The organism is Flavobacterium sp., assembly GCF_040402895.1.
Taxonomy (GTDB): domain Bacteria; phylum Bacteroidota; class Bacteroidia; order Flavobacteriales; family Flavobacteriaceae; genus Flavobacterium.
The window spans coordinates 380,605-406,450 of the sequence record NZ_JBBALR010000002.1 but is presented as its reverse complement, the minus strand read 5'-3'; the positions used below and the strand labels follow the sequence as shown (position 1 = coordinate 406,450).

At 26.0% G+C, this 25,846-nt stretch carries 27 protein-coding genes; 26 read left to right on the top strand and 1 reads right to left on the bottom strand.

Annotated elements, in window-relative coordinates; translation table 11 throughout:
• Window positions 1–75 precede the first annotated feature (75 nt).
• The 14 genes from ABWP60_RS03965 to ABWP60_RS03900 all read left to right on the top strand — a co-directional run bounded on the left by ABWP60_RS03965 (window position 76) and on the right by ABWP60_RS03900 (window position 11,626).
• The gene (locus ABWP60_RS03965; protein WP_353148806.1) at window positions 76–1,005 is read left to right on the top strand and encodes a carboxypeptidase-like regulatory domain-containing protein; all 930 of its coding nucleotides are present in this window, start codon (window positions 76–78) and stop codon (window positions 1,003–1,005) included.
• A gap of 133 nt (window positions 1,006–1,138) precedes the next feature.
• A complete protein-coding gene (locus ABWP60_RS03960) occupies window positions 1,139–1,966 on the top strand; it encodes a hypothetical protein (RefSeq protein WP_353148803.1) in 828 nt (275 codons plus the stop codon).
• Between the two features lie 176 nt (window positions 1,967–2,142).
• Window positions 2,143–2,352 carry a hypothetical protein gene (locus ABWP60_RS03955; protein ID WP_353148800.1) on the top strand — a complete coding sequence of 70 codons (210 nt, stop codon included), beginning with the start codon at window positions 2,143–2,145 and terminating at the stop codon, window positions 2,350–2,352.
• Window positions 2,353–2,482: 130 nt separating this feature from the next.
• Window positions 2,483–2,692, top strand: coding sequence for a hypothetical protein (locus ABWP60_RS03950; protein WP_353148797.1), 210 nt, complete (start codon window positions 2,483–2,485; stop codon window positions 2,690–2,692).
• Between the two features lie 46 nt (window positions 2,693–2,738).
• A complete protein-coding gene (locus tag ABWP60_RS03945) occupies window positions 2,739–5,396 on the top strand; it encodes a DUF7619 domain-containing protein (RefSeq protein WP_353148795.1) in 2,658 nt (885 codons plus the stop codon).
• A gap of 84 nt (window positions 5,397–5,480) precedes the next feature.
• Window positions 5,481–6,098 (top strand): RDD family protein, encoded by a 618-nt coding sequence (locus ABWP60_RS03940; RefSeq protein WP_353148792.1) that lies wholly within the window; start codon window positions 5,481–5,483, stop codon window positions 6,096–6,098.
• Window positions 6,099–6,178: 80 nt separating this feature from the next.
• Window positions 6,179–6,475, top strand: coding sequence for a GldL-related protein (locus ABWP60_RS03935; protein WP_353148789.1), 297 nt, complete (start codon window positions 6,179–6,181; stop codon window positions 6,473–6,475).
• A 10-nt stretch (window positions 6,476–6,485) separates the two neighbouring features.
• The gene (locus tag ABWP60_RS03930; protein ID WP_353148786.1) at window positions 6,486–6,785 is read left to right on the top strand and encodes a hypothetical protein; all 300 of its coding nucleotides are present in this window, start codon (window positions 6,486–6,488) and stop codon (window positions 6,783–6,785) included.
• Window positions 6,786–6,956: 171 nt separating this feature from the next.
• The gene (locus ABWP60_RS03925; RefSeq protein ID WP_353148783.1) at window positions 6,957–7,547 is read left to right on the top strand and encodes a Riean_0653 family protein; all 591 of its coding nucleotides are present in this window, start codon (window positions 6,957–6,959) and stop codon (window positions 7,545–7,547) included.
• Window positions 7,548–7,646: 99 nt separating this feature from the next.
• A complete protein-coding gene (locus tag ABWP60_RS03920; protein ID WP_353148781.1) occupies window positions 7,647–8,129 on the top strand; it encodes a hypothetical protein in 483 nt (160 codons plus the stop codon).
• Between the two features lie 310 nt (window positions 8,130–8,439).
• Window positions 8,440–9,309, top strand: coding sequence for a peptidase associated/transthyretin-like domain-containing protein (locus ABWP60_RS03915; RefSeq protein ID WP_353148778.1), 870 nt, complete (start codon window positions 8,440–8,442; stop codon window positions 9,307–9,309).
• An 87-nt stretch (window positions 9,310–9,396) separates the two neighbouring features.
• Complete coding sequence (locus tag ABWP60_RS03910; protein ID WP_353148775.1) at window positions 9,397–9,948, top strand: hypothetical protein; 552 nt, start codon at window positions 9,397–9,399, stop codon at window positions 9,946–9,948.
• 185 nt (window positions 9,949–10,133) lie between these two features.
• Entirely contained in the window at window positions 10,134–11,015 is an 882-nt protein-coding gene (locus ABWP60_RS03905; RefSeq protein WP_353148772.1) for a hypothetical protein, read from the top strand.
• Window positions 11,016–11,170: 155 nt separating this feature from the next.
• The gene (locus ABWP60_RS03900) at window positions 11,171–11,626 is read left to right on the top strand and encodes a hypothetical protein (protein WP_353148769.1); all 456 of its coding nucleotides are present in this window, start codon (window positions 11,171–11,173) and stop codon (window positions 11,624–11,626) included.
• Between the two features lie 166 nt (window positions 11,627–11,792).
• Here the strand turns inward: ABWP60_RS03900 and ABWP60_RS03895 are convergent, their stop codons facing one another.
• The gene (locus tag ABWP60_RS03895; RefSeq protein WP_353148766.1) at window positions 11,793–13,622 is read right to left on the bottom strand and encodes an ATP-binding protein; all 1,830 of its coding nucleotides are present in this window, start codon (window positions 13,620–13,622) and stop codon (window positions 11,793–11,795) included.
• A 532-nt stretch (window positions 13,623–14,154) separates the two neighbouring features.
• On the opposite strand from ABWP60_RS03895, the gene ABWP60_RS03890 reads away from it, so the two are divergent.
• The 12 genes from ABWP60_RS03890 (at window position 14,155) to ABWP60_RS03835 (ending at window position 25,829) form a co-directional block, all read left to right on the top strand.
• Window positions 14,155–14,829 carry a response regulator gene (locus ABWP60_RS03890; RefSeq protein ID WP_353148763.1) on the top strand — a complete coding sequence of 225 codons (675 nt, stop codon included), beginning with the start codon at window positions 14,155–14,157 and terminating at the stop codon, window positions 14,827–14,829.
• 160 nt (window positions 14,830–14,989) lie between these two features.
• Window positions 14,990–15,622, top strand: coding sequence for a Riean_0653 family protein (locus ABWP60_RS03885; protein WP_353148760.1), 633 nt, complete (start codon window positions 14,990–14,992; stop codon window positions 15,620–15,622).
• A gap of 450 nt (window positions 15,623–16,072) precedes the next feature.
• Window positions 16,073–16,453 carry a hypothetical protein gene (locus ABWP60_RS03880; protein WP_353148758.1) on the top strand — a complete coding sequence of 127 codons (381 nt, stop codon included), beginning with the start codon at window positions 16,073–16,075 and terminating at the stop codon, window positions 16,451–16,453.
• Between the two features lie 32 nt (window positions 16,454–16,485).
• Window positions 16,486–17,094 carry a DUF1684 domain-containing protein gene (locus ABWP60_RS03875; RefSeq protein ID WP_353148756.1) on the top strand — a complete coding sequence of 203 codons (609 nt, stop codon included), beginning with the start codon at window positions 16,486–16,488 and terminating at the stop codon, window positions 17,092–17,094.
• A gap of 144 nt (window positions 17,095–17,238) precedes the next feature.
• Window positions 17,239–17,799 carry a hypothetical protein gene (locus tag ABWP60_RS03870; RefSeq protein WP_353148754.1) on the top strand — a complete coding sequence of 187 codons (561 nt, stop codon included), beginning with the start codon at window positions 17,239–17,241 and terminating at the stop codon, window positions 17,797–17,799.
• Between the two features lie 134 nt (window positions 17,800–17,933).
• Window positions 17,934–18,401, top strand: coding sequence for a hypothetical protein (locus ABWP60_RS03865; RefSeq protein ID WP_353148752.1), 468 nt, complete (start codon window positions 17,934–17,936; stop codon window positions 18,399–18,401).
• 52 nt (window positions 18,402–18,453) lie between these two features.
• Window positions 18,454–19,158: a hypothetical protein gene (locus ABWP60_RS03860; protein WP_353148749.1), complete on the top strand. Its 705-nt coding sequence runs from the start codon at window positions 18,454–18,456 to the stop codon at window positions 19,156–19,158.
• A gap of 159 nt (window positions 19,159–19,317) precedes the next feature.
• Window positions 19,318–20,583 carry an erythromycin esterase family protein gene (locus ABWP60_RS03855; protein ID WP_353148747.1) on the top strand — a complete coding sequence of 422 codons (1,266 nt, stop codon included), beginning with the start codon at window positions 19,318–19,320 and terminating at the stop codon, window positions 20,581–20,583.
• A gap of 141 nt (window positions 20,584–20,724) precedes the next feature.
• On the top strand, window positions 20,725–21,759 hold the full coding sequence (locus ABWP60_RS03850; RefSeq protein WP_353148744.1) for an alpha/beta hydrolase: 1,035 nt from the start codon (window positions 20,725–20,727) through the stop codon (window positions 21,757–21,759).
• 85 nt (window positions 21,760–21,844) lie between these two features.
• Complete coding sequence (locus ABWP60_RS03845) at window positions 21,845–23,200, top strand: TlpA family protein disulfide reductase (protein ID WP_353148741.1); 1,356 nt, start codon at window positions 21,845–21,847, stop codon at window positions 23,198–23,200.
• Between the two features lie 251 nt (window positions 23,201–23,451).
• The gene (locus ABWP60_RS03840; protein WP_353078116.1) at window positions 23,452–23,823 is read left to right on the top strand and encodes a BlaI/MecI/CopY family transcriptional regulator; all 372 of its coding nucleotides are present in this window, start codon (window positions 23,452–23,454) and stop codon (window positions 23,821–23,823) included.
• Window positions 23,820–25,829, top strand: coding sequence for an N-acetylmuramoyl-L-alanine amidase (locus tag ABWP60_RS03835; RefSeq protein WP_353148738.1), 2,010 nt, complete (start codon window positions 23,820–23,822; stop codon window positions 25,827–25,829). Before ABWP60_RS03840 ends, ABWP60_RS03835 begins: the two co-directional genes overlap by 4 nt.
• Window positions 25,830–25,846: the final 17 nt, after the last annotated feature.

Below are 25,846 nucleotides of genomic sequence, written 5' to 3'. Positions count from 1 at the left end.
CACAGGCTTAAAAAAATATTTCAGAATTTAAAGAGAACTTAAACAGTTTCAGCTTTACAAATTTAGTTTACAATTATGAATAAGTTTTCTTTTTTATTATTTATTTCTCTTTCCCTTTTTGCCCAAACTAAAGGTATTGTTGTTGACGAATCCGGTAAGCCAATTCCTTATGTGAATATTTGGGTTGAAGACGAAAATATTGGAACTACTTCTGAAGAAAATGGCGAGTTTTCGATTACTATCTCGGAAAATAAATTCCTAATTTTTTCAGCTATTGGATTTGAAACATTAAAAGCCAAACTAAACGAATCTGGAAAAGTTGTTTTAAAACCAATCGTTTATCAAATAGACGAGGTTGTAATTCAAAAACGAATTGGAAAAGACAAAATCGAAATTGGAAATTATAACAAGAGTAACATTTCTATGTATTACGGAACAGGCATCAAACCTACAATATTAGCTAAATTTATAGCGCCAACCGAGGACATAAATAAACACCCTTTCGTAGATGATATTACTTTTTTAACTCTTTCAAGTATCAATAATGCTAAGATAAAGGTTCGTTTTTATGAAGTTGCTAAAGACGGAACTCCCGGGTTGGATTATTCTGAGGACATAATTATTGTTACAGTTAAAAAAGGAAAGAGAAATACCACACTTGATTTGAAAGATAAAAATATAATAATTCCAAAATCTGGTTTATTTATTGCTTTTGAATGGATGATTATAGAAGAGAATAAATATACTTACGAATATACTCTTAATGAAGAAAACGATAAATCAATTGGTGGACTTCCAGAATTAAAGAAAAAAGTTTATAAAGACGGAATAAAATACGAACCTTCAATTGGTACTATTCCATCGGAATCAAGTACTTCCTGGCAATACATAGCTGGAAAATGGGTTTCTAGAAAGCTTCATAAAAAATCAGATTACCATAAAGGAATAGATAAATATGACAATAAGTTTGGTGAATTAGCAATTAAAATAACTCTTACAAATTAATCAAATTTATAATGCGAGAAATATGATTTATCTGAAAAAGATATTCAAATTATTTAAATAAAGGCAATAGCAAAAGTTGGACAAACAAACACTAAATATCTACAGAATAATATATTTATAAACAATAACTATAATGAAATACCAGAAAATTAATTTAAAGAATGTCACTTTTTTTTGGCTTTCAGCTATGTTTTTAGTTTGTTCTTATGCACAAGAGGCTGAAAATATTTATCATAAGCAATATTCAAAACTAAGTTTTGTTTTACAGCCATCAATTTTAAAGCCAAGTGAAGCATATAATTATGATGGTTCAGCCTATCCAAGTGTAGAATTTACGAAAGACTTTTCGTATCAATTTGGTGTGTATTATAATTTTGCTCAATCTGGTAATTTTAATTTTAAAACAGGTATTATTGCAAAAGAATTTATACCAAAATTTGATTTAAATATTACAGACCAAGATGTTGGAATGGGTGTAGATTATACTTTAACAGAGATAGATTCGTACAGTCAGTTTTTACTTTCAATTCCTCTTAAAATGGAATATTTTATTAAAATTAATCCCAAACTTAATTTAAGCTTGGGCTCTGCAATTAATATGAATATAATTACGGGTACAAATTTTGAACATACTACTAGTGTTAGCGTCTATAGCATAGATGGAAGTAATAGTAAAAATATTTTTTATTCAAAATCAGTTCAACATCAAAACTTAAATTTTTCAACAGAACTTTCTTTAGGTTTCAATTATAAAACAAAGTATGCCTTATTTGATTTAAGTTATTTTATAAACAATCAATTTGGGTCACAATACACAACAGGTGAATATCAAATTTATAATTTAACACAATCTGGAACAAAAAATGGTCAGTTTAATATTTATAGTAGTTTTCATGGTTTAAGCCTTGTTGTTTCTCCAAAAAAGGGATGGTTGAAAAATTCTACAAAAAAAGAATTGTAAAATTTATTAAAACAGTAATACCAAAGATTATAAAAATACGTATAAATACGCATAAAATATCTTCAATGAATTAATTATGTTTGAGAATTATTTTGACATAAATGCATTTTAAATAATAATGAGTAGACTGATTCTAAAATTAAGCGGAGAATTAGATAAACCTATACATATAAGAAATGACACCCATAACAAAAAAAACAATTCTGACATTTTTATTTTCTGGACTAATTTATGGAGGTTTAAGTGCCCTAATTGATTTTTCTGATGGAGTTGGATTTAGTTTGTGGAAATTTATATTCAAATTTTCTTTTTTTGGATTTTTAATGGCTTTAATGTTTCAATATAACGTAAAAAAAGAAAATAAAGTTTCTAACGATAATAAATAGAAATTTTGAAAGTTTGAAACTGCTAGTAAAACTTAACCAAGTTAGTATCATAATTTATATGAAATAAGTTGGGTGATGCAACTGATGGTCAGTTCATCGTAAGAAAGAGATAATTTAAAACAACATAATTATGAACAATTTAGAAAACAAAACCAATAAATTAAAACATCTATTTGGATTAGTCATTTCAATGTTTTTTGTTATAATTGGAATATTCTTAGTTACAAAATCTGAAACAATAGATTCATCCTACCCAATTAATAAAATAGTTGGAATTGCCAATATTGTCTTTTTTGGATGTATAGTATTAATTAGTTTTAAAAAGGTTAAATTAAGATAAAGTATTGACAAACATAAACTAAAAATTAAATTTAATATAACAATAAATGAAAACAAAAATCCTTTTTATAATTTTATCTTTTACAACATTTTGTAAATCACAAATCATCAATATTCCAGATGCAAATTTTAAAGTTAAACTTATAGGAGCAAACTCGTCTAACTCAATTGCAAAAGATTTAAATGGAAATTATTTTAAGATTGATACTAATAACGATGGAGAAATTCAACAAAGCGAAGCGAACAATGTATCAGAATTATATTTAAACACGTCGTTAAATGCAACTAATTATTATATCACAAGTGTTATTGGGATACTTAATTTCACCAATTTAACTAAACTAGACTTAAGAAATAATAGAGTTGTAAATTTGAATATTACAGGAATGCAATATCTTACTTATATCGATTGTAGTAATAACAGTCAATATTTGACATCATTAACTGTAGAAAACTTACCTGTTTTAGACACTTTATATTGTCAGAGTGCAGGAAGTAACACATCTACTCCATTCTATTCACTTTTAAATTTACCTTTAATTAAAACAATAAACTTTAATGGATGTAAATTTTATACTAACACACTCGACAATTTAATAAGTTTAGAAAACATTTATGGTTATGGAGGTTTAAAATCAACAGTTACAACTTTTGATTTGAGTAACAAACCAAACTTGAAAATAGTGGATTTAGCTCAAAACAATTTGACTAATTTAAATATAGTAACAAACAATATCATTGAGATATTAACTCTTTCAGGAAATGATTTAACTTCTTTCAACAAAACTTTATATACAAATTTAAATAAATTAGATTTAAGTTGGAATAAATTAAATGGCTTAGATGCTTCTGGAATGACCACATTAACGGAGTTAAATTGTGATAATGCCAGCACCTCTTTTACTTATAATTTTACAACATTAAACGTTCAAGGTTGTACCAATTTATTTAAACTGATATGTTCAAATAATGTTTTAACCACTCTAAATTTGAATGATTTAACAAATTTGAATTATTTAAAATGTTCTAGTAACAATGACATTTTTACAAATACTGGATTACAAACGATTTCTCTTAAAAACTGTGTTAATCTTAAAAATGTTATTGTAGACGGTAATCCCTATTTAACACAATTGGACTTATCATGTTCTAATAACTACAATGAAATAAGAGTGCAACAATGCACAAATCTTCAAAGAATCAACCTTAAAAACGGAGCTAATGAAAGTTCTATGTATTCAGGTTTATTTAGTTATTATTCATGTCCAAATCTAACTTTAGTCGGGGTTGATTTTAATGAGACTTTTACATTTTTACCAACAGCAATTCAACAAAGCCCTTTCTATAATTTTACTCCCAACTGCAGTTATAATACAGTTATCGGTAATGTGAAATTTGATATTGAGGGTGATGGGTGTCAAAATAATGCTGGAATTGAAGGAATTAAAATCAATTATAATTGTACAATCCCTAATTGTTTTAATTTTTCAGATTCACAAGGTAATTTTATTTTGTATACCCAAAATAATTCAGTTACAATTACTCCTGAAAATAATTTATATCCTCTATATGATTTTGGACTTACAGCTCCAATTGTTATAAACTTCAATCCAAATACAATTGTAGATTATGTAAATTTATGTTTAGCTCCTAACATTCCTCACCATGATATAGAAGTAACTATTCTACCAATTAATCAAGCTAGACCAGGATTTGATACCGATTATGAAATTGTATTCAAGAATAAAGGCAACCAAGTAGAATCAGGAACTATTAACCTTACTTTTGATGACACGGTTATGGACTTAGTGGTTTCTAATCCAACAGCAATTTTTTCAGCAAATAATCTACAATGGAATTATTCTAATTTAATGCCATTTGAAACTAGAACTATCGATTTCACTTTTAATATTAATTCACCAACCGAAACACCTCCAATTAATGCTGGTTCTATTTTAAATTATGCCGCAATAATAACTCCTAGTACTTCTGATGAAAATCCAAATGATAATAGTGCTATTTTAAATCAAACCGTAGTTAATTCTTATGACCCAAATGACAAAACTTGTTTGGAAGGAATTACAATTACTCCAAGCATGGTAGGCGAATATATTCATTATTTAATAAGATTTGAAAACAATGGTACCGCAAATGCACAAAATATTGTTGTTAGAGATGTAATTGATATTTCAAAATTTGATATTTCATCTTTAGTTCCAATAGCTTCAAGTGACAATGTAAAAACAAGAGTTATAAATAGCAATGTAGTTGAATTTATTTTTGAAAACATTAACTTGCCATTCGATGATGCAAATAATGATGGTTATATCGCTTTTAAAATTAAAACAAAACCAAATTTAGTTGTAGGTAATACTTTTAGTAATTTGGCTAATATTTATTTTGATTATAATTTCCCAATTATTACAAACAATTACACAACAACAGTTCAAAATACATTAAGCTTACAAGAAAATAATTTCATTAATGAATTTGTAGCTTATCCAAATCCTGTTAAAGATTTTTTAAGATTTAAAACTGAACACAGTATATTAAAAGTTGAAGTTTATGATATTGCTGGAAGAATTTTAAGTTCAAACTTGATTTCTGAAAATAAAATTGATTTAAGTGCACTTAAAACAGGTAATTATATTTTGAAACTTTATACAGATAAAGGAATAGATAGCACTAAAATAATGAAAGAATAACTATCTGATTTAACTCAAAATAAATATAAAAATTAAATATGAAATATGAAATATTTAATTTATTAACTTAACTAAAATTAAAAAATGAAAGAAACACCATTAAAACTTGAAGGAATTAACGATAATATTTACGCGAGTTTTGGACCGAGATTGGCTTCTTTACTGCTAGATGCAGTTATTATGATGCCTTTTATTTTTATTATTCAATATATTAATTCATCAAGCAAGTTCATGTTTTTTTATACATTAATTCCAAATTTAATTTTTGGTCTTTGGTATCATATTTATTTACCAAAAAAATATGGTGGAACACCAGGAAAAGTAATTATGGGATTGCAAATACTAAATCTTAATGGCAAATCAATAGGATGGAAAGAAGCTTTTTTAAGGCATCTTATTATTTTACTTTTGACCATATTTAGTTCAATATTAATGATTGATGCTTTGCTTTCTGTTGATGATGCCACTTTTCAAAATTTAAGTTGGATTAAACAATCTCAATATTTAATGTCACTTTCTCCAATATTATTCTCGATTTATACTTGGTTAACAAATATTTGGTCTTGGAGTGAGTTAATAGTTTTATTCACAAATCCAAGAAAAAGAGCATTGCATGATTATATAGCTGGAACTGTAATTGTAAAGAAAAGATATGTAGAGAGAATTCAAAAAGAAATGTATTCCGATATAACCAATTCTTAACACCTGGTCTGCTTCAAATAGCAGTTTGCAATAAAGGTAGAACTTAGAAAAATAGTACTTAAACAAAAAAGAAAAAAATTATGGAAACCGAAAAAAAGAATTTATTTAAAACAGCATTTGTAATTTCACCTATTTTAACAATTATCGGTGCAATGATGAAAATTTATCACTGGGAATATTCTTACATTTTTCTAATTGTAGGGATTTTATCAATTTTATTTTATGTTTTTGTTGGAATTTATGAAGTGAACAATTCAAATAGAATAAGTAGCTCTGAAAAAGTATTGTGGACAATTGGATTTATAACGTTTAGTTTTTTTGTTGGATTATTTTACTTGATTAAAAGACAAAAAATGATGGTTAATAAAATAAATTAAACCATTTAAGATGAAAACAATATTTTTATTAAGTATAATGGCTTTATTTTTTTTTAATGCTTGTCAAATAAATAAAAAAACAAAGGAACCCCAAATTATTAATAGTGTAAATTTAAATGCTAATCATATTTTAAACAATGAATTTAAGTTGGTTTATAATTCAATAGATACAATTTCTACCACATTTTTTATTAACAAAAAAATTATTGAAAAATCAAAAGTTAATTCTGTTTTAGATACTCTAAAAATGGAAAATTATAAAATAAACGTTGATAAACAGAAAAGAACTATAGAATTTACAAGGAAATAATTCTTCTGCCAACTTCAGTTTATAGGACAACACAGTGTTAAGCAACAAAATGTTAGCGTTAAGTTTTGACAGACTAGAAAATTAAGTATTAACTAAACAAAATAAACTATAACATATATATCGGAGAGCGTATTGCTTACGTTGAATGAAAAATACATAAACATATAAGATATGAAAACAATAACAAATAAACCTATAAAAAAAATATTTTACCTTACAATATTAAGTTTTCTATTCTTTGCTTGTACAAAAGACAAAACAGCAGAAACGGAAATTGATGTGTTACCTGAAATAACGGAAATCGGAGCAAATACTGCAGGAGTAGAAATAGATGGTCAAGTTTTGATACCCGGTGATGGAATAAATACCAACTATGGAGGTTCCAGTATAATAAAAGGTTTAGATGTCACAGTCGGTTCGAATTTTATAAGTTCAAATGGTAATGACCGTTTTGCATTGTTTATAAAAAATTTGAAAAGACCAAATGGATTTATATTGCTTATGGAGATTGGTATTTTAAATCAAACTGGAAGCATCTTTACAAGCAACAGCCCATTTTTACCTGAAATTTATGTAGGTAAAGTAATCAATGGGACTGTACAAAAACAATTTTATTCAAAAGAAAATAGTTGTGAAATAATAATAACTAAACTAGATTTTACAACAGGAATTATTTCAGGAACTTTTAAAGGAAATGTATTTGATGAAAATAATAATGCAATTGTTTTGAAAAATGGTCGATTTGATGTCAAAATAATATAACTACTAAAAAAAGTGGTTATAAGAAATTCGGTTTTTGGAAACAATATTAAGTTGATTTTTTTGCTTACGTCTAATGAAAAACACACAAACATATAAGATATGAAAACAATAACAAACAAACCTATGAAAAAACACACTTTAAGTTTATTAATTTTATTTTTAGTAATTAGCTGTTCTTTAGAATCAAAATTCAGCCTGCCGAATGATGAAAATATTAATCCTAAATTAATTGGAGAATGGTATATTGGAAAAGATAATGACGAAAAACTTACTATAATAAAGCATGGAGAAAAAACTTATAAATTATTGCTTACGGGCAAGGAAAAAACTGATGAAATAATTTCGTTCTCAAAGACAGTAAATGGTTTTCAAATTATGAATCTAAAAACAGAGTACGAAAATAAAATCACAAATGTTTTTTATGGTTTTAAAGTTGAGGGAAACACTCTTATCTTTTCTGAAATTAATAACAAATTGATAAATAAAGAGTTTAAATCTAAAACTGAACTTTTAAATTTTTTCAAGGAGAATATAAATAAAGATGATTTTTTTATAAATCAAACCGAATTAATTAGAAAATAGATAACGTTTTAAATGAACTTGGAATTAGGTAAGAAATAATTAAAACGTCGGACAAGAAAATTATTTATTAAATAAACAAATATAAAATTATGAACAGATTTTTTTACTTTAAGATTACATTTATAGCAATATCAGCGGGACTTTTCGCTGGCAAGATAGTTTATGGATTATTTGATATTGATTTTTCAAATACTGAAGCAATTACAAAATTAGTATTGAAATCTTTTGTAACTGCACTTTTAACAGGTCTGATATTAGGGATAATGAATATGTTTTTAAAAATTGGTAATTTCCAGAAAAAAGAAAATTCTTGAAATATATTATAAATCTAATTTTATTTTTTTGTGTATTTCAAGGAAATGCACAACAAAAAGTAATTTGCGATTCTATAACTAAGAATCCTATTTCTTTTGTTGCAGTAACTTGCCCTGAACAAAATATTGGTTTTTATAATTTCGAAAATGGTTATTTTCAAATAAATAAAAGTATCACTACTTATTCTTTTGAACACTTTTCTTACAAACCAAAAGCGAACCTAACGATTAATAATTTAGACACTATTTTTTTATCACCAAAAACAACCACGATTGACGAAGTTTTTGTGTCAAAACGCGATAAATTTATAAGTTTAAAAAGTTTAAAATATGACAACTATTTTAAAAGTTTTCCTGTAACCTGTATAAGTGAACTTGTCACATTTATACAAAATAAAAAGAATCTTTCTTATTTTATAGATAAAATTAGTATTCCTTTAAATAATTCAAAGTTTCCAAATATGGAAAAAATAAATTTGAAGAATTATTGCAGAATAAATATTTATAAAAAAAACAATTTGATTTTAGAAAAAATCTATGAAAGTGATGTTAAGATATTCAATTACACGCAAAAGGATAAGGTATCAATTGATATAAAAGAAGAAAATATAGTTCTGGACGAGAAAGGAATTTTTATAGGCTTAGAACTTATTGTATTAAACCCTGAAATCGAAAAATCTCGTATTTCACCTTTTTTAACTAGTATGGAATCTTCAAATTATTTTGCGAAAACTTACGTGAAGAAAAGTTTTGATAAAAAAATCAATGATTTATATGAACTAAACAAAGCAACAGAACATACATTAGGAAATAAACACAAAAACAAAAATTTAAATTTAGCATTGGAATTAGAATTATCCTATTAAATTTGAAAAAATAAAACTGACGTTTGTTAGATATATACAAGTTATAGGGTATTTTAAAATTCAACGACACTTAACAATATTTATAAAATGAAAAAGCTTTACGGATGTATGATTTGCTTAGTAATACTGTCATGCACAGTACATCGAAATATTCAAATTGAAAATAAAACCGAAATGCAATTGAAGGAATTTTATAGTGGAAAATCTATTGAGAGTTTTTTAAAAGTTAAAGATTTCAATGCTTTCAAAACTCTTAATGATAGTAATAGAATTACAATCCCACAAAATATAGTTTTTGATGAAAATGGTTTTGAAATTGAACATTTCAACGAAAAACTTTGTGCTAACCTCACACTGGATTTTCTCAAAAATTATAATTCAAAAACAGAATTGAAGCTAACAAAATATAATATTCGCGACTATCTGAAGAACTTCGTTTTAGTCGATTCAAAAAACCTAAAAATTGAAGATATTATTGAAGATAAGCGTATACGAATATTTGTCAATTCCGCAACCTACGGCGAAAAGCTAAATGTAAATCATGAGGCATTCGAAATTTACAATAATTACAAAGATAAGTTTAAAATTTATGTCGTCAATTTAGATGTCGGAACTTGGAATTCCAGTGGAAATAATTAAAACGTCGTACAACAGCCTTTACTCGCAATTGCGGACTTTTCGTTAGATTAGTCGCTTATTTTTCATAACTTCTTTTCGGTAACAGAAAATACTATGTTTTGAAATCCGTAACTGACGAGTAGCTGTAAAACTTTAGCAGAAAGTTTTGAAAAACCAATAAAAATGAACAAACTAAAACATACAAAATGAAAATAAATATTATTTTTTTCTTATTATTATTTCTTTGTTACGGTTGTAGCGAAGAAAATGATAATCAAAAAAGTGCAACTAATGATTTAAATGAAATTTATAAATCGTTAGACTTAAAAAATCCAGATATAATATTAAACGAAATTGCAATTGGCGAAATACAGCCATTAAGAATTTCAAATATACTTTCAGTAAATAATGCAAATGTTCCTCTATTTAGATATTATTTTGAATATTTACCAAATACAAACAAAATTTCGAAATTATTTACTTACAATAATAATCAATGTCGTGAAGAAATATCAACTATATTTTACAATTCATCAAATTTTATTAGTAAAGTTGAAACTCTTACTAAAGATTTTTGTCAGCAAAATGAATTTACAACAATATATAATTTTAATTATTCTGAAGGTGTATTAAAAAGTGTAATATCAAACAACACATCGTTTATTTACGAAAAATATTTTTCTTATTACCCAAATGGAAAAATTTCAACTATTTATTCTGTAGTTAAACCTAAATCTGACACAAGCCCTTTAAGACAATTTATCAAATCATATTTTACCTATGACTTAATTGGAAATGTTAAGACTATGGAAAATGACCAAACTGATTTATACAACATCAAAACAACATATGAGTATGACAATAAAACCAATCCACTGAAAGGTTTTTTTATAAACAATATCTTTGGTAGACCAATTCAGATGGCTGGAATTCTTTCCGAGAATAATATTATTTCTACTAAAGATGAATATACTAATTTCCCAAACATTCCACCAATAAATAACTATATCCAATATAATTATATGAATGACAACGTAATTAATTTTTCATATGGAGTAAATAGCACTTACTTTATAAATTACGAATAAACCTTCTGTCAAAAGCAGTTACACAAGATGCAAGGATTTAGTGGAATTGCCGTTTCGCAAGAAATTTTTTCTTTTGTATAAAATATCGGTTCCGAAGTTCGCAACCTCGTGAACCAGCGGGACCTTAGTGGCCAACTTAAAATAAAAAATCAAGTATGAAAAAACTAATCGAAAGACCGAACATTTCAGAAAACTTAAAAGCATCTTATGCTTATCAACAACTTGGAAAACTTTTAAATACCTTGGAAGTGAAAGAGTTGCCAGCAGAAACAGTTGATTTAATAAACCAAGAAATCGAACAATTAAATTCTATTGCTGGTATAGATATATATTTTCTCAAAGCGACAAAAGAAAAAGAAAATATAGTTATAAAATTGGTAGAGAAAAAACATAAAATTGTACCAAAAAATTATTACAAAAAGCTGTGGATGATTTTAGGTATGTCTGTATTTGGAGTACCCATGGGTGTTGCATTTGGTTTAAGTATTGGAAATTTGGGAATGTTAGGAATTAGTTTACCGATAGGTATGGCAATCGGAGTTGGAGTTGGTTCATATATGGACAAAAATGCTTTCAATGAAGGAAGACAGTTAGATTTTGAAGTTAAATAGTGTGCAATTAGGACTATTTATAGAAAGCTGGTCCGCTTACAATGGTTTAAGTCAATTGCGAGTTTTTTGGACATTATTTTAAACGAAAGTGTTTGAACAAAGTTTTCAGTAATTTTCAAAAGATAAGTTTGTATTTAAGGAAACTACATTAAAAAAATCGAGAGCTTTATAAACCTCCGATTTTTACTTTAAACTTAATTTGAGTTCCATCATTTATATTACTTATAATTTCAATATCGGAGTCAATTGATTTCGCTCTTTCTTTGATGTTTTTTAATCCTATTCCTTCCGTATTTAAAATTGGATTAAAACCTATACCATCGTCTTTTACTGAAATATTTAAATGATTATCAAATTCAGTTATTTGAACAAAACATTTTTTTGCTTCTGCATATTTAATAACATTTTGTAATAATTCTTGTAAAATTCTATAAATATTTATTTTAATAACTGAAGAGTGAATGTTCCAATCTATAGTTGATGAAATTTCTGAAATGAATTGAGTACTTCCAATGGCGTTATTATTTTGAATCAATTTTTCTAATAAAAAATTAAATTCGCCAACATATTTCGAAAAGTCAGAGTTTAAATCATGAGATAAATCGCGTACTTCTGTTTCTAATTTATGGAGTTCTTTAATATAATCCAATCGTTGTAACCTTGAAGCTTCATCAGAATTGTTATTGATACTTCCTAGCATCATTCGGATTCCATAAATTTTGTTAACAATCCCATCATGTAATTCTTTAGATAATTTTCTCTGTTCATGCTCTTTAGCTTCAACAAGACTTGTCTGAAATTCTTTCGTCAACAGGTATAATTCATTATCAGCATGCTCTTTTTGTTGAATTAAATTAAGCTCTTTTTTTCTAGAAATTCTATTTCTTATGATTAAAACAATCAGAAAAATAGCAATTGATATGGTTAAGCCTAATAATAAAAGTAAGTTTTTATTAGATAGTATCTTGTTTTCTTCAACCACTTTATCCGTTTCGTATTCAATTCGAGTAAATTTCTCTCTATTTTCACGTTGTTTTTTATTGATACTATCATTAATTCGAATATATTCCGTTTTATAATTTGAGGCATTTGGTTTATCTGCTACAGCTAAAAATTCCAATGATTTTAGAATCTCTTTGCCATTGTTTAATCGCTTTGAAATCATTAACGCTTTTTCAAATAATTCTTTTGCTTTAAGAGTGTCTTTTGTCAATAGATGGTATTCACCAAAATCTAATATTATATATAAACTACCCACCTCATCGTTTTCTTTTCTAGAGTGTTTTAAAGCTTCTTTAAAATAATTTTTAGATAAAGCATACTGTTTGTTTTTCATTAAAAAGTAAGCTAAATTACCGTAAACAGAATATTTTAATTTAGGGTAATTATTAAAGTCTCCTTTTTTTACAATCTGTTCTAATAATTTAATTGATTTGGAATATTCTCCCTTTTTATCATATGCTGCACAAATATCAATGGTATTCGTAATTTCATAATCATAAGAAGCATCTTTGTCTAAATCATTTTTTTTCATCTCATTTAGTACAGATGCACTTAATTTAAAATAGTCTAATGCTTTATCATATTCACCAAGTTCCAAATGATTTGAACCTTGTAAGGAATAACAACGATATTTTGAAATTAATTTACCATTGTTTTTAAGATAATTTAATGATTTTATTACCTCAATTTCACTCTCTACATAGTTACCTTCATAAAATAATAAATATGCTTTATTATATAAAACCTTTGCTAACCTATCTTGATTGTTAAGTTTTCTAAATATTTTTTCTGATTCTTTGTAATAATAGTAAGCACTATCTTTTTTATTTCCTAAATAACAATCTCCAATATAATATAGTGCTCGTCCTAAGTTTAGGGAATCTTCTATTTTAAGAGCGGTTAAATGAGCATTTTTAGATGCTGTTATTGAAAGTTTGTAATTTTTTAAAAAGTAGTATTGGTTTGATACATCAAATAAATATTGTACTTTCAAGGAATCATTTTCTAAATTTGATATACTATCAAAAAGAAACTTTAAATAATTGTTTTTTTTTGTTGAAGTAAAATTATCAAAATTATTGGGTATAATTTCTTTTTTAAAGTTTTCCCTATTTTCTTTATGATTACAAGAATAAATTAATAGTATCAGAAATATGACAAATGTGTTTCTCAATATTTATAAGTTTATTCAAATATAATAAAAGCTGTGAAATCACAGCTCTTATTATAGAATAAAATTTAGTCATTTTCTCCACTTGTTCTTAACTGGATTTGTGTCTAAGTGCTATTTCATAGGAAATACAAAAAAATGATATCAGGTTTTTTAATTTATATGTCTCATTATCTTTAAAATATACCACACATAAATAATCCTCAAAATATTGAAATCATTCAAATTTTCATTAATTGTGGTTAAAAAATCGACTACGATGTAGGTTTTTAACTTGATTTGTATAAATTTGGTACAAATTAGATTTCATTTTTATCTTTTTTACGGTTTATTTAATCAATTATTACGGTTAATTATGAAAAATAAAATAAATAACATATTGGTTATTGATGACCATCCGATGAATTCAGATGCATATATAAACTTGATAAAATCTAAAGATGAATTCAATGAAACTATTTTTCACAAAGCCACAAACTGTTTTTCTGCTTTTAAAATAATTAAACAAGCAGAGATAACAGAAACTCCTTTTGATGTGGCGTTAATAGATATCAGTATTCCTGAGTACAAAGAGCAAAAATTATTGTCAGGTACAGATGTTGCACTATTAATTAGAAACACATTTCCAGATTGTATTATCATCATGCTTACAATGCATAATGAATCTTTAATTTTGTTTAATGCTTACAAACAAGTTAATCCAGAGGGTTTTATCTCTAAAAATGATATTGATTTTGAAATGTTTCCAGGTATTTTTTATAAGATTGTTAATAGTGAAAATTATTATTCAGCTTCAATTAATAACGCTATTCAACAACTACTTAAGAGAACACTTAGTTGGGATGAATTTGACACACAAATTATACTTTTATTAGACAAAGGAATTCAAACAAAAGATTTGCCTCAATTCATAAATATTTCATTAAGTGCTATTGAAAAAAGAAAAGCAGTTTTAAAGAGACAAATTTTAGACCAAAAAACTTCGGATAAAGACTTGATTGCAAAATGTAAATTGTTAAAGTTGATTTAATTTTTTAAACCGTAAATCTTTCCTGTTAAAACCGTAAATATGATTTTACGTAATTATTAAATTTGTTAATTAAACTTATTCTTAATAATACTTATAAACACGTATATGTGTATAAATATTTTTTATATAAATTTAAAATCAATTTAATAGCAAAACTTTTATGAACAATTTCTTGACAATATTTAATAAAAATATAATTTTACTACTATTAACAACTTTCACTTTAAGCTGTTGCAATAAAGATAATGATAAACCAAAAACGGAAATTGACCAATTACCTCCAATCACCAAAATTGGCGCCAACACAGCTGGATGTATTATTAATGGAAAAGTTCTAATACCTAAAAATGGTGCGCAATCATTTGGTGGTCCAGCTCTATATGGATTAAATATTAGTGCAGGTAATAATTTTAATGCTCCAATTATTGGAGATGATTATTGGCAATTAGAAATTGCCAATAAGAAAGATTCAAATGGCGCAGGTATGATATTGTATATTAGAAATATGCAAAACGGTATTGGCAATTATGATGTCAATCAATCTAATGGAGAATTATATATTGATGGCCCTAATAATAATCAAATAATTGCAGGAATTAAAGAAAATGGTATTTACAAAACTTACTGGTCAGGAACAAATGCTGGTGAAATTAAAATAACACGGTTTGATTATTTAAATGGAATATATTCTGGAATTTTTAACTGTACATTGTATAACAAAAATATCCCTTCTGAAATTATTCAAGTTACAGATGGTAGATTTGACATTAATGTTGCTACTTTAAATCAATAAATTATGTAAATCTAAAATAAATAGAGAAAGCCATTACTTTTTGTATTTAACAAAACCGTAATTAATAGTTTTTAAAACCGTAAAATCACATTTTTCAAAACCTTAACTTGCACCCGTATTTTAGTTTATTAAGTCATACAAATATCATATAGTTTCTCGTAACTATAATAAGTATTAATACGTATAAAATACTATCTTTAAACTAGTTATGTTTGTAATGATATTGTATAGAATAAAATTATATTAAACAAAAATGAGTAAATAGATTCTAAACTTAAGCTAATCTTAAAGTTAAAATATGATGCTAATTTAGATTTTAGCATATAAAAGAGTTTACAGTAATATTAAAAAATTATCTTATGAAATCGCCATAAAAAAACTCGTTTGCTTGCAAACACCAATGAAATAAAGCGATACCATATGATCTTAAAAAACAATAAATATTTACATATGAAAACAAAAATTTATTTTTTCTTGACATTACTAATTATTACAGTTAGTTGTAACAAAAGCGAAGAAGTTATGAATTCGCCAAATACCAATGGAAATTACACCGGAATTTTTGAACGAAATGGAATTAGTTCAAGTGTTCAATTGAATTTATTGGATGGTTCATTTAATGGACAAAGCGCAACTCAAAAATACCCAGCACTTTGTAACGGGACCTATTTGATTTCAGGCAACACAATAACTTTTGATAGTAATTGCGCTTGGACTGCAGATTTTGATTGGTCTTTAATTTTAGACGGAGAGTGGAACTACAATATGAATGGAAATATTCTAATATTGACAAAATCAAATGGTGATAAATACACGCTAACTCAACAATAGTTCTTAAATAAAAATTATTAAAAACAATAACTATGAAAAAACACACTTTAAGTTTATTAATTTTATTTTTACTATTTAATTTTGCCTTTAGCCAAGAAAAATTCAATCTTGCAGCCGTCGAAAAATTTCAAAATGAATTGAACACTGAATATGCAAATCCAAAGACAAGTCCGTTGATGGAAGAAGATATATCGACGTTTAAGTCTTTAGATTTTTATCCCATAAATGAAAAGTTTTTTGTTGTGGCAAAATTCATTAGAACCGAAGATGAAAAACCATTCGAAATGAAAACTTCGACCGACAGAAAACCTATGTATGTAAAATATGGCGTAGCGTATTTTGATATCGAAGGTTCAACATTCAAACTCAATATTTATAAAAATATCGAACTTTCGAAATTAGAGGAATACAAAGATTATTTATTTTTACCTTTTTCAGATTTGAGTTCGGGTAATGAAAGTTATATTGGCGGAAAATATATTGACCTAAAAATCCCAAAAGGGGATACTATAACTATTGATTTTAATAAGTCTTACAATCCATATTGTGCATATAACTTCAAGTATTCTTGTCCAAAAGTACCTTTAGAAAATGATTTAAATATTGAAATTAGAGCTGGTGTAAAAAAATTCCACGACTAATGAAGTTTTTCAATTTACATACCTTATGATTTATCATTGTACAGTTGCACTTCAAAATAAAAGCAATAAATAATTAAAATTAGAATTGAATTACAACAGAAAACTGAGTAAAAATTAAAACCTAATAAAAATAAATTTTTAAGAATGAGAGTTTCAACTAAAATGATAATTACTTTATCAATTTGTTTATTTACATTTTTTTCAAAAGCACAAGACGCAAGTGTGGAAAAATCTGTTTTTGGTATTCAAACAAGTTTATTTGATATTTGGGTGCACAACGAAACGAAACTAACTAATCAAATTGCATTACGAAGTGAAATTGGGTTAAATAGTAATATTTGGGCCGGTAATTTTTATGATAAAATAGGATTTTTTATCACTCCAGTTATAATAGTTGAACCAAGATTGTATTACAATCTGAATAAAAGGGTAAGCAAATCGAAAAGAATAGATGGAAATAGCGGAAATTTTATTTCACTTAAAACAACTTATCATCCAGATTGGTTTGTAATTTCAAATTATGACAATCTTAATATTGTTAATGATGTTTCTATTATACCCACCTGGGGAATAAGAAGAAATATTGGAAAACATTTTAACTATGAAACCGGAATTGGACTTGGCTACCGATATATTTTTGCTAAGCAAGAAAACAAAAGCGATGCTGCTCTTAATTTACACTTGAGAATTGGTTATAGATTTTAAAAAAACCTAACGACTAATTGTAGTTTGCAATACTTTATCCATAGGTTTACTTTGAAACTTACTAAAATAAAATTGAGAATAAATTTATGTATCGTCAATTAAAATTAACAATTAACTTTTAAAAAATTAAAATTATGTTTAAGTTCAAAAAATCTTTTTTATTGTTATTTACTCTTTTTTTGGGATTATCATCTTGTACTAATAATGACAATAACCAATCTACTATTAATGTTGATACACCAATAGCGTCAACACTTATTGGAAAAGGAAGTATTTCAAACCCAAATATTCCACTTCAAAATACTTTAATTTCTAATCAAACACAATGGATTGCACTTTTAGCAACAATGAATTCCATAAATAATGTTTCTAATAATTTTACAGAAACAAATATCAATTTTATTCTCTTTGATGTTGTTGCAGTATTTAGAAATCCAATTTCAAATAGTACTTCAACTGTTGATATTACAAGTATTGTAGAAACCCAAACAAATAGAGTAGTAACGGTACAATATTTAATTAATGGCATTAGTGCCGATGTAGCCCAAACTTTTCATATTGTAAAAATACCAAAATCAATTAAACCTATTTCATTTCAATAATTCTTTGTTGTTGGCAGAAACCATATTTAAAAACCTTAAAAAAGAAAAATAAATGAAAAAAATTATCCTTATTTTCTCGATAATTATTATCAATTTAAGTTGTAGTAAAGATGATGAAAACTACATAAACATAAATGGAAAAGTTATTTATCAATCCACAAATAATTCAATTGCTAACGCAAAGTTACATGTTAAAACAAAAATATTAAATTCACCTGAATCAAATTGGTCCTATTGGTCAGAAATTGACAGTAAAGAAGCAATAACTGATAGTAATGGAAATTTCAATATTACTTTAAAGTCAGAAAATAGTTCTAATGTACTAGTATCAATATTTGTTGAAAACACGGATAACTATAATTCTTCTGATACTGGTTATGAAGTAAGTAAAAGCAATAACATCATCATTCCACTAACGAAGCTTGAAAAATTAAAAATTTATATTAATAATACTAATCCTTTTAATTCTAATGATACAGGTGGTTTTTATCTCAGTCAATGGCTTGGTAATGTTTCGTTGTTAAACTTCCAAAATTTTGGAAATCCGAATGAGACTTATGAATCACAACCAGGAATTTACCAAAATAGTACTTTTTGGAAAGGCACAAACATAAATTCGATTGTGAATTATAATGTTGAAGAAAATAAACCTTGTACAATTAGTTGGTCTTATACAAAGAATGGTATTTTAACTGAAAATATTTCTCAAATTCCAATTATTTCAAATCAAATTAATGAATTTCACATAAATTATTAAATATTATGGCTATCTGCCAACAGCAGTTACACAATATGCAAGGATTTAGTGGAATTACCGTTTCGCATTACATTTATCTTAAATAGAAAATATCCAGACACGAAGCCTTGCACTTCGTGTTGCTGCTAAACGTTGTATGCTATACCAAAAAAAACGAAAATGAAAAAAACGAATTTATTATTTATTTCTATTTTATTTATTTCCTGTAGTAGAAAAATAACGACAGAGCTATCAAATAAAATGATAGAATTAAAATCTGTAAATGGAATACCTAATAACTTTAGCAATTTGAATAAGTTAATTAATAATAAAGAAATAATACTTCTTGGTGAAGCAGCACATGGAGAAGGGAAAACCTTTGAAGTAAAAACCGAATTAGTAAAATATTTAATAGAAGAAAAAGGATTTAATACGATAGCTTTCGAAGGAATGGATTTTCTTCAAATGGAATATATTAATGGACGAAGTACATTAAAAAATAATTTAACAGACAACTTCGATAAAGAATGGTATAACTTTTGGAATCCATGGAACCCAGCCAAACAATTAATACCTTTTGAAAATTTCATTAAAAATAGCAAAATTTCATTTGTAGGAATAGAACCTTACGAAAATATTACTGCGATGATAAACACTAGTTTTATCAAAAATGAACTAGAAAAAAGTAATTGGGCAGATTTAAACAAAAATGAATTGCTCAAATTAGCTCCAATTTTAGAAAAAATCAACACAAATAAATCAGCATTATCTATTGAAGAATTTGATTATCTTACATTACAATTAGAAAATTTTATTAAAGAAAATGAATTTATTTATTTCAAAGATAACTTTTTCACACAAATGGTAGAAAATCTTATTACTCATGTTAAGATGAATTTCAATCCTAATACTTTTAGTAATGAAGATGAAGAAACAGCTTATTATGTTAATACTAGAGACCATCAAATGGCAAGGAATTTAATCTACTTTAAAGAAAGAAATCCAAAGGCTAAAATTATAGTTTGGCTTGCCAACTTTCATGGAGCAAAAAACCTAAGAGAAGTGACTTTTTCGGACGGTGACCCAAATATGTATTCTAAATTAAAAGTTTTCGGCGAACATGTTAAGAAAAAATATTCTGATAAAGTATATAGTATAGCAACTACTTCATTTAAAGGTTTTTCAAAAATGCCTTATAATCTTAAAGGCATTGAAGAAACAAAAATTATAGCACCAAAAGAATCTTTAGAATTTGAATTAGAAAAACAAAAATATAATTTTGGATTTATAGATTTTAATGGAGTAACTAAAAATAATCCTAAAAAATTAGAAGAAAAATTTAATAGCATCATGTTAGGACACACAAGTCAAAACGGAAAGTGGTTAAAAGTTTTTGATGGTCTATTATATATCAAAGAAAACGAAATAGCAATCCCGAGGGAATAAAAGTTCTGAATACAACAGTTGTTAAACAAGATGCTAGGATTTAGTGGAATTGCTGTTTCGCATTGAACTTTTAACTTAATTAGAAAATATTCAGTCACGAAGCCTTGCACCTCGTGTAGCTGCAGAACATTGACATTAATTATGAGAAAAAACAAGAAAACATACTTAATAATCATATTCACTTTAATAACACATTTTATTAAAGCTCAAGAAATATATTCCTATGAAAAACAAATTGATAGTATTGAAAACTACATATTTACTCAATTTGAAACAGAAAACAAAAATGACAATGTGATTTTAAGAGGAACATTAGTCGAACCCAAAACAAATTATACAAAAGTGGTAATAATTGTACCAGGTTCAGGAAAAGACACTAGAAATTCACATTATAAACTTACGGCGAAATTACTTGAAAATAATATCGCTGTTTATCGATATGATGAAAGAGGATGTGGTTTTTCATCTGGAAATTTCAATACATATTTTTACAATGTCAATGATATGATAAGTGATTTGAAGTCGGTCTATAAAGATTTAAAAAACAACAAATTACTTAAAGATAAAAAAATAGGCTTATTAGGTCATAGCTTAGGAGGAATGGTGACAATTAGTTTGGATGATAGTAATTTAATTCCTGATTTTTTTATTCAATTGGCATCTCCTGTTCAAAATAAAGGTGCTTTTTTGAAATATCAACTTACAACAAGTGTAAATAAATTTGAAAATGAACTTATATATGATTCATTAGAAGAAAAATTAAATGTAATGGATAAAATTAATAATGTAATTTTTGAAAATAGAACCGATGAAAATATAGAGTTGGTAAAAAAAATTCATAAAGTATCAAAAGAGATAGGTTACACAAAAAAGAGATATAAAAGATTTACATACGCAAATTTTTATTCAACTAAAGAGTTAATAAAAAAAGATTTAGAAAATGCTTATAAAAAGTGTACAACAAATCTATTATATATTATTGGAGAAAATGATAAATATGTTGATGCAAAAAGTGAAACAGAACTTCTAAGTAGTTTTAATAATAAGTATATCGAAATTGTGAAAATTAAAAGCTTAAATCACTATTTACAAAGTGGAACTGAAAATATTGAACATTTGTACGAAATAGAAGATGAAGCATTGACAAAAATCATAAAATGGACTAACAAGCAATAACTATTGCAAAAACATAAATACTATGAAATTCCTTTTAAATTCAATTACAATAATTTACTTAGCTTTAATTATACCGGGATTTTACATGCCTGGTAATAAAGAAAGTATTCATATACAAATAGATAAAAAAGATAAAATATTAAACACTGTTATTTTGGAGGAGTTTCAAAACGAGTTTTTTAATGAATTTTCAAAAATAAAGTCTAAAAGTGAGACAGAGAATTTAGATTTTGAATTGACTTTATCAACGCCTAAATTATTTCGTTTTTATTCCATAAAACCACAAACCGCTCCATTGCTTATTTTCATTCAGCCTGGAGATTCTGTTTATTATCATTTAGCAGAAAATAATTCTATCATTTTTGAGGGTAAAAATGCTTCCCACTATAATTTTTTTACAAAACTAAATTATTCAGGCTATAATTATCCTTTATACAATGAAAAAGAAGGAATATGGAAATTCAAAGAAGGTATTGAATTAATACACAAAAAGAGAATGGCTTTTTTAGAAGAATATGAAAAGACCAATGTTTGTTCCCATTTGTTTGTAAAAAGAATAAAAGAGGTTTTGAAATATGAATATTTAAATTGGTCACTTAATAGGTTTATGATTCCCAAAGAAGTGATGAGCAATAATCCAAAATATTTAGAGGTAATTGATTTTAAATTATTTGATAGAAATGACCAAGAAGACAATAGCTATTTTTATCTGGCTTTAGTTAATTATTTGCATTTCTTTTCAATTATAAATGACAATTCTGAGGCTAATTCAAAACAGAAACTTGAATTTCAGTTAAGTATTATTGATAAAAATTTATCAGGAATGACAAGAGAATATGCTATAACCAAAACACTTTCAGAATATCAAAAACGAGTAAATCAGGAAAATCAAGATTTTTTAAGAAAATCAGTAATTAAAAATTTAACCCAAATTAAAGAGAAAAAATATAGACAGGCACTGGAGCTAATCACACAAAAGTTAGAAGCTCTTGGTACAGAATTACCTCAAAACGTTTTAAAATCTCGATTGATTGATGTGGGTGGGAATAGTATTACACTGGAAGAAATCTTAAATAATAATGATATTAAAGTAATTGACTTTTGGGCGAGTTGGTGTGCGCCTTGCATTAATGAGATAAAAAAAAGTTATCAGAGTAGAAATAAATTGGCAATAGAGAAGAAGATAACATTTCTATACTTTTCTATTGACAAAAGCCAAGAAAAATGGAAAAGAAAAGTTGCTGAATTAAAAAAGTTTGGAATGGAAAAAAATCAATATCTTATTACTGAAGAGGCAAATTCAGTTTTAGCATCCTATTTTTCTATTAGTTCAATACCCAAATATGTTATCTTGAATGAATCAAACAAAATTTATATGAACAACGCTCCTTCGCCAAGTAGTGAAGAATTTGAAAAAGTAATTATTAAGCTATATAAATAAAAAACAATTTCAATTTTCTCCTACTATATTCAACTTAAATTTAATAATAATGAAGGAAATTCTTAATGAAACAAATAAATTATTTATTTTATTCGGCTTTTGTTTCAATCTTTCCTAAAAAATTGTATTTCATCTTCAATCCCTAACTTAAACCAAATAAATTAATCGCAAATGTTAAATTTTCATTCTACGCTTGTAGAATCAAAATTTTATTCTACATTTGTAGAGTAAATTCTAAATTTGTAGAAAAAATGACGTTATCAAACACTGAAGAACAATTAATGGAGCATCTATGGAAGCTTGAAAAAGCTTTTATGAAAGACTTATTAGAAGTTTATCCAGAACCAAAACCAGCCACTACAACCGTTGCTACTCTTTTAAAACGAATGATTGATAAAAAATTCGTGGCGTATAAAGAGTATGGAAATTCAAGAGAATATTATCCATTGGTAAAAAAAACAGATTATTTTTCAAAACATGTCAATGGACTAATTAAAAATTTTTTCAATGATTCTTCTTCGCAATTTGCTTCTTTTTTTACGAGGGAAACCAATTTAACAGCTTCTGAATTGGAAGAATTGAAAAAAATAATAGATGTTGAACTACAAAAAAAGAAAAAATGATAGACTTCTTATTAAAATCTACTATTAGTTTAATTGTGTTTCTTGGGTTTTATTATTTGATATTAGAACGAGAAAAAATCCATAAGTTTAATAGATTTTATCTTTTAATATCTATTTTAATTTCTTTGATAATTCCATTTGTCACTTTTGAATTCATCGAATTTGTTGAAACTGCTCCAGTGATTCAGTATGATGAACCAATAAATATTGAGAAAGCAGAGGTAGTTTTAAATCAAAACCCGATAATTGAGAAAGTAATTACTGCTAAAGAGTCTGTAGATTATTTACCCTATATATTTTGGAGTATTTATATATTAATAAGCTTGATTTTTTTATTTCGATTTGGTAAAAATTATTTCAAACTAATTGTAAAATCAAATATAAATCCAAGTGTAAAATATAAAAATGCGAATTTGATTTTGTTAGACGAAAAAATACTTCCTCACACATTTTTGAATTTTATATTTGTTAATTCCGAAGATTTTAAAAATAGAAATATTGAAGATGAATTATTTGCTCACGAAATGGTGCATGTCAACCAAAAACATACTTTAGATATTTTACTTATTGAGTTTTTGAAAGCCATATTTTGGTTTCATCCGCTTTTCTATTTATATAAAAAAGCCATTCAACTCAACCACGAATTTCTTGCCGATGAAGAAATTGTAACCACATATAATAATGTGCCCTATTATCAGAATTTATTGTTACATAAAAGCAACAGCAATACAACAATTTACTTAGCAAGCAATTTAAATTATTTAATCACTAAAAAACGGTTACTTATGATGACAAAAAACACTTCAAAAAAAATAGCTCTACTTAAAAAAGTGGCAGTTCTTCCAATCTTAGCAGGCTTAATTTACTTTTTCTGTATAGAAATTATAGCGCAAGAGAAAGTTATTAAAGTTAAGCAATCTGTAAAGGCTAATATAAATCAAATTAGTACAAATGAGCGTGAAGTTAAATATTTAACTTATAAAGTTTCCGACGAGGAATATTATAAAGATGTTATCTGCGTATATTATGAAGGTGTAAATCCAAATATACATAAGAACAAAAAATGGCCAGTAAAAAATCTGCTTTTTTCAAAAAAATATCAAGATTTAACTAAAGAAGAATTAGAAAAGTTGCAGTACTTAAAGTTTCGTCAAGAGCCAACTGTAAAAAAGTCACCTACAAAAAAAGAGATAAATGATTTTCTTAATGTAAATAATTATGCTATTTGGATAGATGGTGTAAATGTAAATAACTCAAAATTAAATTCATACAAGCCCTCAGATTTTGCAAGTTTTTGTGGTAGTGTAATTTTAAAAAATGCTAGAAGTAAAAAATATCCACAACCTTTTCAATATTCGTTTTATACTCACAAATACTATAAAGCTAAGAATATGGATAAATGGTTAAGTAGATATGGAGGAGATTCAATTGTTATGTTTTCAAGTAAAATGAAAGACAAAAAACTTATTAAAAATGAAAAAATGATTATTGTTATCGATGCGGGTCATGGTGGAAAAGATCCTGGTGCAAAAATTGATGAAGAACTTGAAAGTAAAATTGTAGAAAGTATTGCAAAAAAAATTAAAGCATTAAATGGTAGCGAAGATTTAAAAATTATTTTGCTTCGTGAAGATGATAGTTTTGTCAGTTTAAGCGATAGAGTAAATAAAATAAATCAAATTAATCCTGACTTGCTAATTTCATTACATTTAAATGCTTCAAAAAACCCTAATGAGAAAGGGGTAAATGCTTTTATTTCTAGTCAAAATGGGTTTTATGACAAGTCGTTAGAAAAAGCAAATCAATTAATTGAAAATCTTTCAAATAATAATTTAGTCAAAGGCGGAGTTAAAGATGCTAATCTTTATATTATTAAAAATTCAAAATGTCCAGCTGTTTTACTAGAAGTTGGCTATTTATCTAATGTAAATGACAAAGCCTATATTACAAGTGAAAGCGGGAAAGATGAAATCGCAAAAAACATTTTAGCATTATTTAGAGAATAGTGCTTTGTGAAAAATTG

Bases quoted from the DNA above. Each gene is read 5' to 3' on its own strand.
- ABWP60_RS03840 (WP_353078116.1), top strand. From the start codon at position 23,452: ATGACGTTATCAAACACTGAAGAACAATTAATGGAGCATCTATGGAAG.
- ABWP60_RS03855 (WP_353148747.1), top strand. From the start codon at position 19,318: ATGAAAAAAACGAATTTATTATTTATTTCTATTTTATTTATTTCCTGT.
- ABWP60_RS03910 (WP_353148775.1), top strand. From the start codon at position 9,397: ATGAAAAAGCTTTACGGATGTATGATTTGCTTAGTAATACTGTCATGC.
- ABWP60_RS03950 (WP_353148797.1), top strand. From the start codon at position 2,483: ATGAACAATTTAGAAAACAAAACCAATAAATTAAAACATCTATTTGGA.
- ABWP60_RS03965 (WP_353148806.1), top strand. From the start codon at position 76: ATGAATAAGTTTTCTTTTTTATTATTTATTTCTCTTTCCCTTTTTGCC.
- ABWP60_RS03850 (WP_353148744.1), top strand. From the start codon at position 20,725: ATGAGAAAAAACAAGAAAACATACTTAATAATCATATTCACTTTAATA.
- ABWP60_RS03935 (WP_353148789.1), top strand. From the start codon at position 6,179: ATGGAAACCGAAAAAAAGAATTTATTTAAAACAGCATTTGTAATTTCA.
- ABWP60_RS03870 (WP_353148754.1), top strand. From the start codon at position 17,239: ATGAGAGTTTCAACTAAAATGATAATTACTTTATCAATTTGTTTATTT.
- ABWP60_RS03880 (WP_353148758.1), top strand. From the start codon at position 16,073: ATGAAAACAAAAATTTATTTTTTCTTGACATTACTAATTATTACAGTT.
- ABWP60_RS03940 (WP_353148792.1), top strand. From the start codon at position 5,481: ATGAAAGAAACACCATTAAAACTTGAAGGAATTAACGATAATATTTAC.
- ABWP60_RS03835 (WP_353148738.1), top strand. From the start codon at position 23,820: ATGATAGACTTCTTATTAAAATCTACTATTAGTTTAATTGTGTTTCTT.
- ABWP60_RS03890 (WP_353148763.1), top strand. From the start codon at position 14,155: ATGAAAAATAAAATAAATAACATATTGGTTATTGATGACCATCCGATG.
- ABWP60_RS03875 (WP_353148756.1), top strand. From the start codon at position 16,486: ATGAAAAAACACACTTTAAGTTTATTAATTTTATTTTTACTATTTAAT.
- ABWP60_RS03955 (WP_353148800.1), top strand. From the start codon at position 2,143: ATGACACCCATAACAAAAAAAACAATTCTGACATTTTTATTTTCTGGA.
- ABWP60_RS03885 (WP_353148760.1), top strand. From the start codon at position 14,990: ATGAACAATTTCTTGACAATATTTAATAAAAATATAATTTTACTACTA.
- ABWP60_RS03925 (WP_353148783.1), top strand. From the start codon at position 6,957: ATGAAAACAATAACAAATAAACCTATAAAAAAAATATTTTACCTTACA.
- ABWP60_RS03845 (WP_353148741.1), top strand. From the start codon at position 21,845: ATGCCTGGTAATAAAGAAAGTATTCATATACAAATAGATAAAAAAGAT.
- ABWP60_RS03920 (WP_353148781.1), top strand. From the start codon at position 7,647: ATGAAAACAATAACAAACAAACCTATGAAAAAACACACTTTAAGTTTA.
- ABWP60_RS03860 (WP_353148749.1), top strand. From the start codon at position 18,454: ATGAAAAAAATTATCCTTATTTTCTCGATAATTATTATCAATTTAAGT.
- ABWP60_RS03945 (WP_353148795.1), top strand. From the start codon at position 2,739: ATGAAAACAAAAATCCTTTTTATAATTTTATCTTTTACAACATTTTGT.
- ABWP60_RS03865 (WP_353148752.1), top strand. From the start codon at position 17,934: ATGTTTAAGTTCAAAAAATCTTTTTTATTGTTATTTACTCTTTTTTTG.
- ABWP60_RS03960 (WP_353148803.1), top strand. From the start codon at position 1,139: ATGAAATACCAGAAAATTAATTTAAAGAATGTCACTTTTTTTTGGCTT.
- ABWP60_RS03900 (WP_353148769.1), top strand. From the start codon at position 11,171: ATGAAAAAACTAATCGAAAGACCGAACATTTCAGAAAACTTAAAAGCA.
- ABWP60_RS03905 (WP_353148772.1), top strand. From the start codon at position 10,134: ATGAAAATAAATATTATTTTTTTCTTATTATTATTTCTTTGTTACGGT.
- ABWP60_RS03930 (WP_353148786.1), top strand. From the start codon at position 6,486: ATGAAAACAATATTTTTATTAAGTATAATGGCTTTATTTTTTTTTAAT.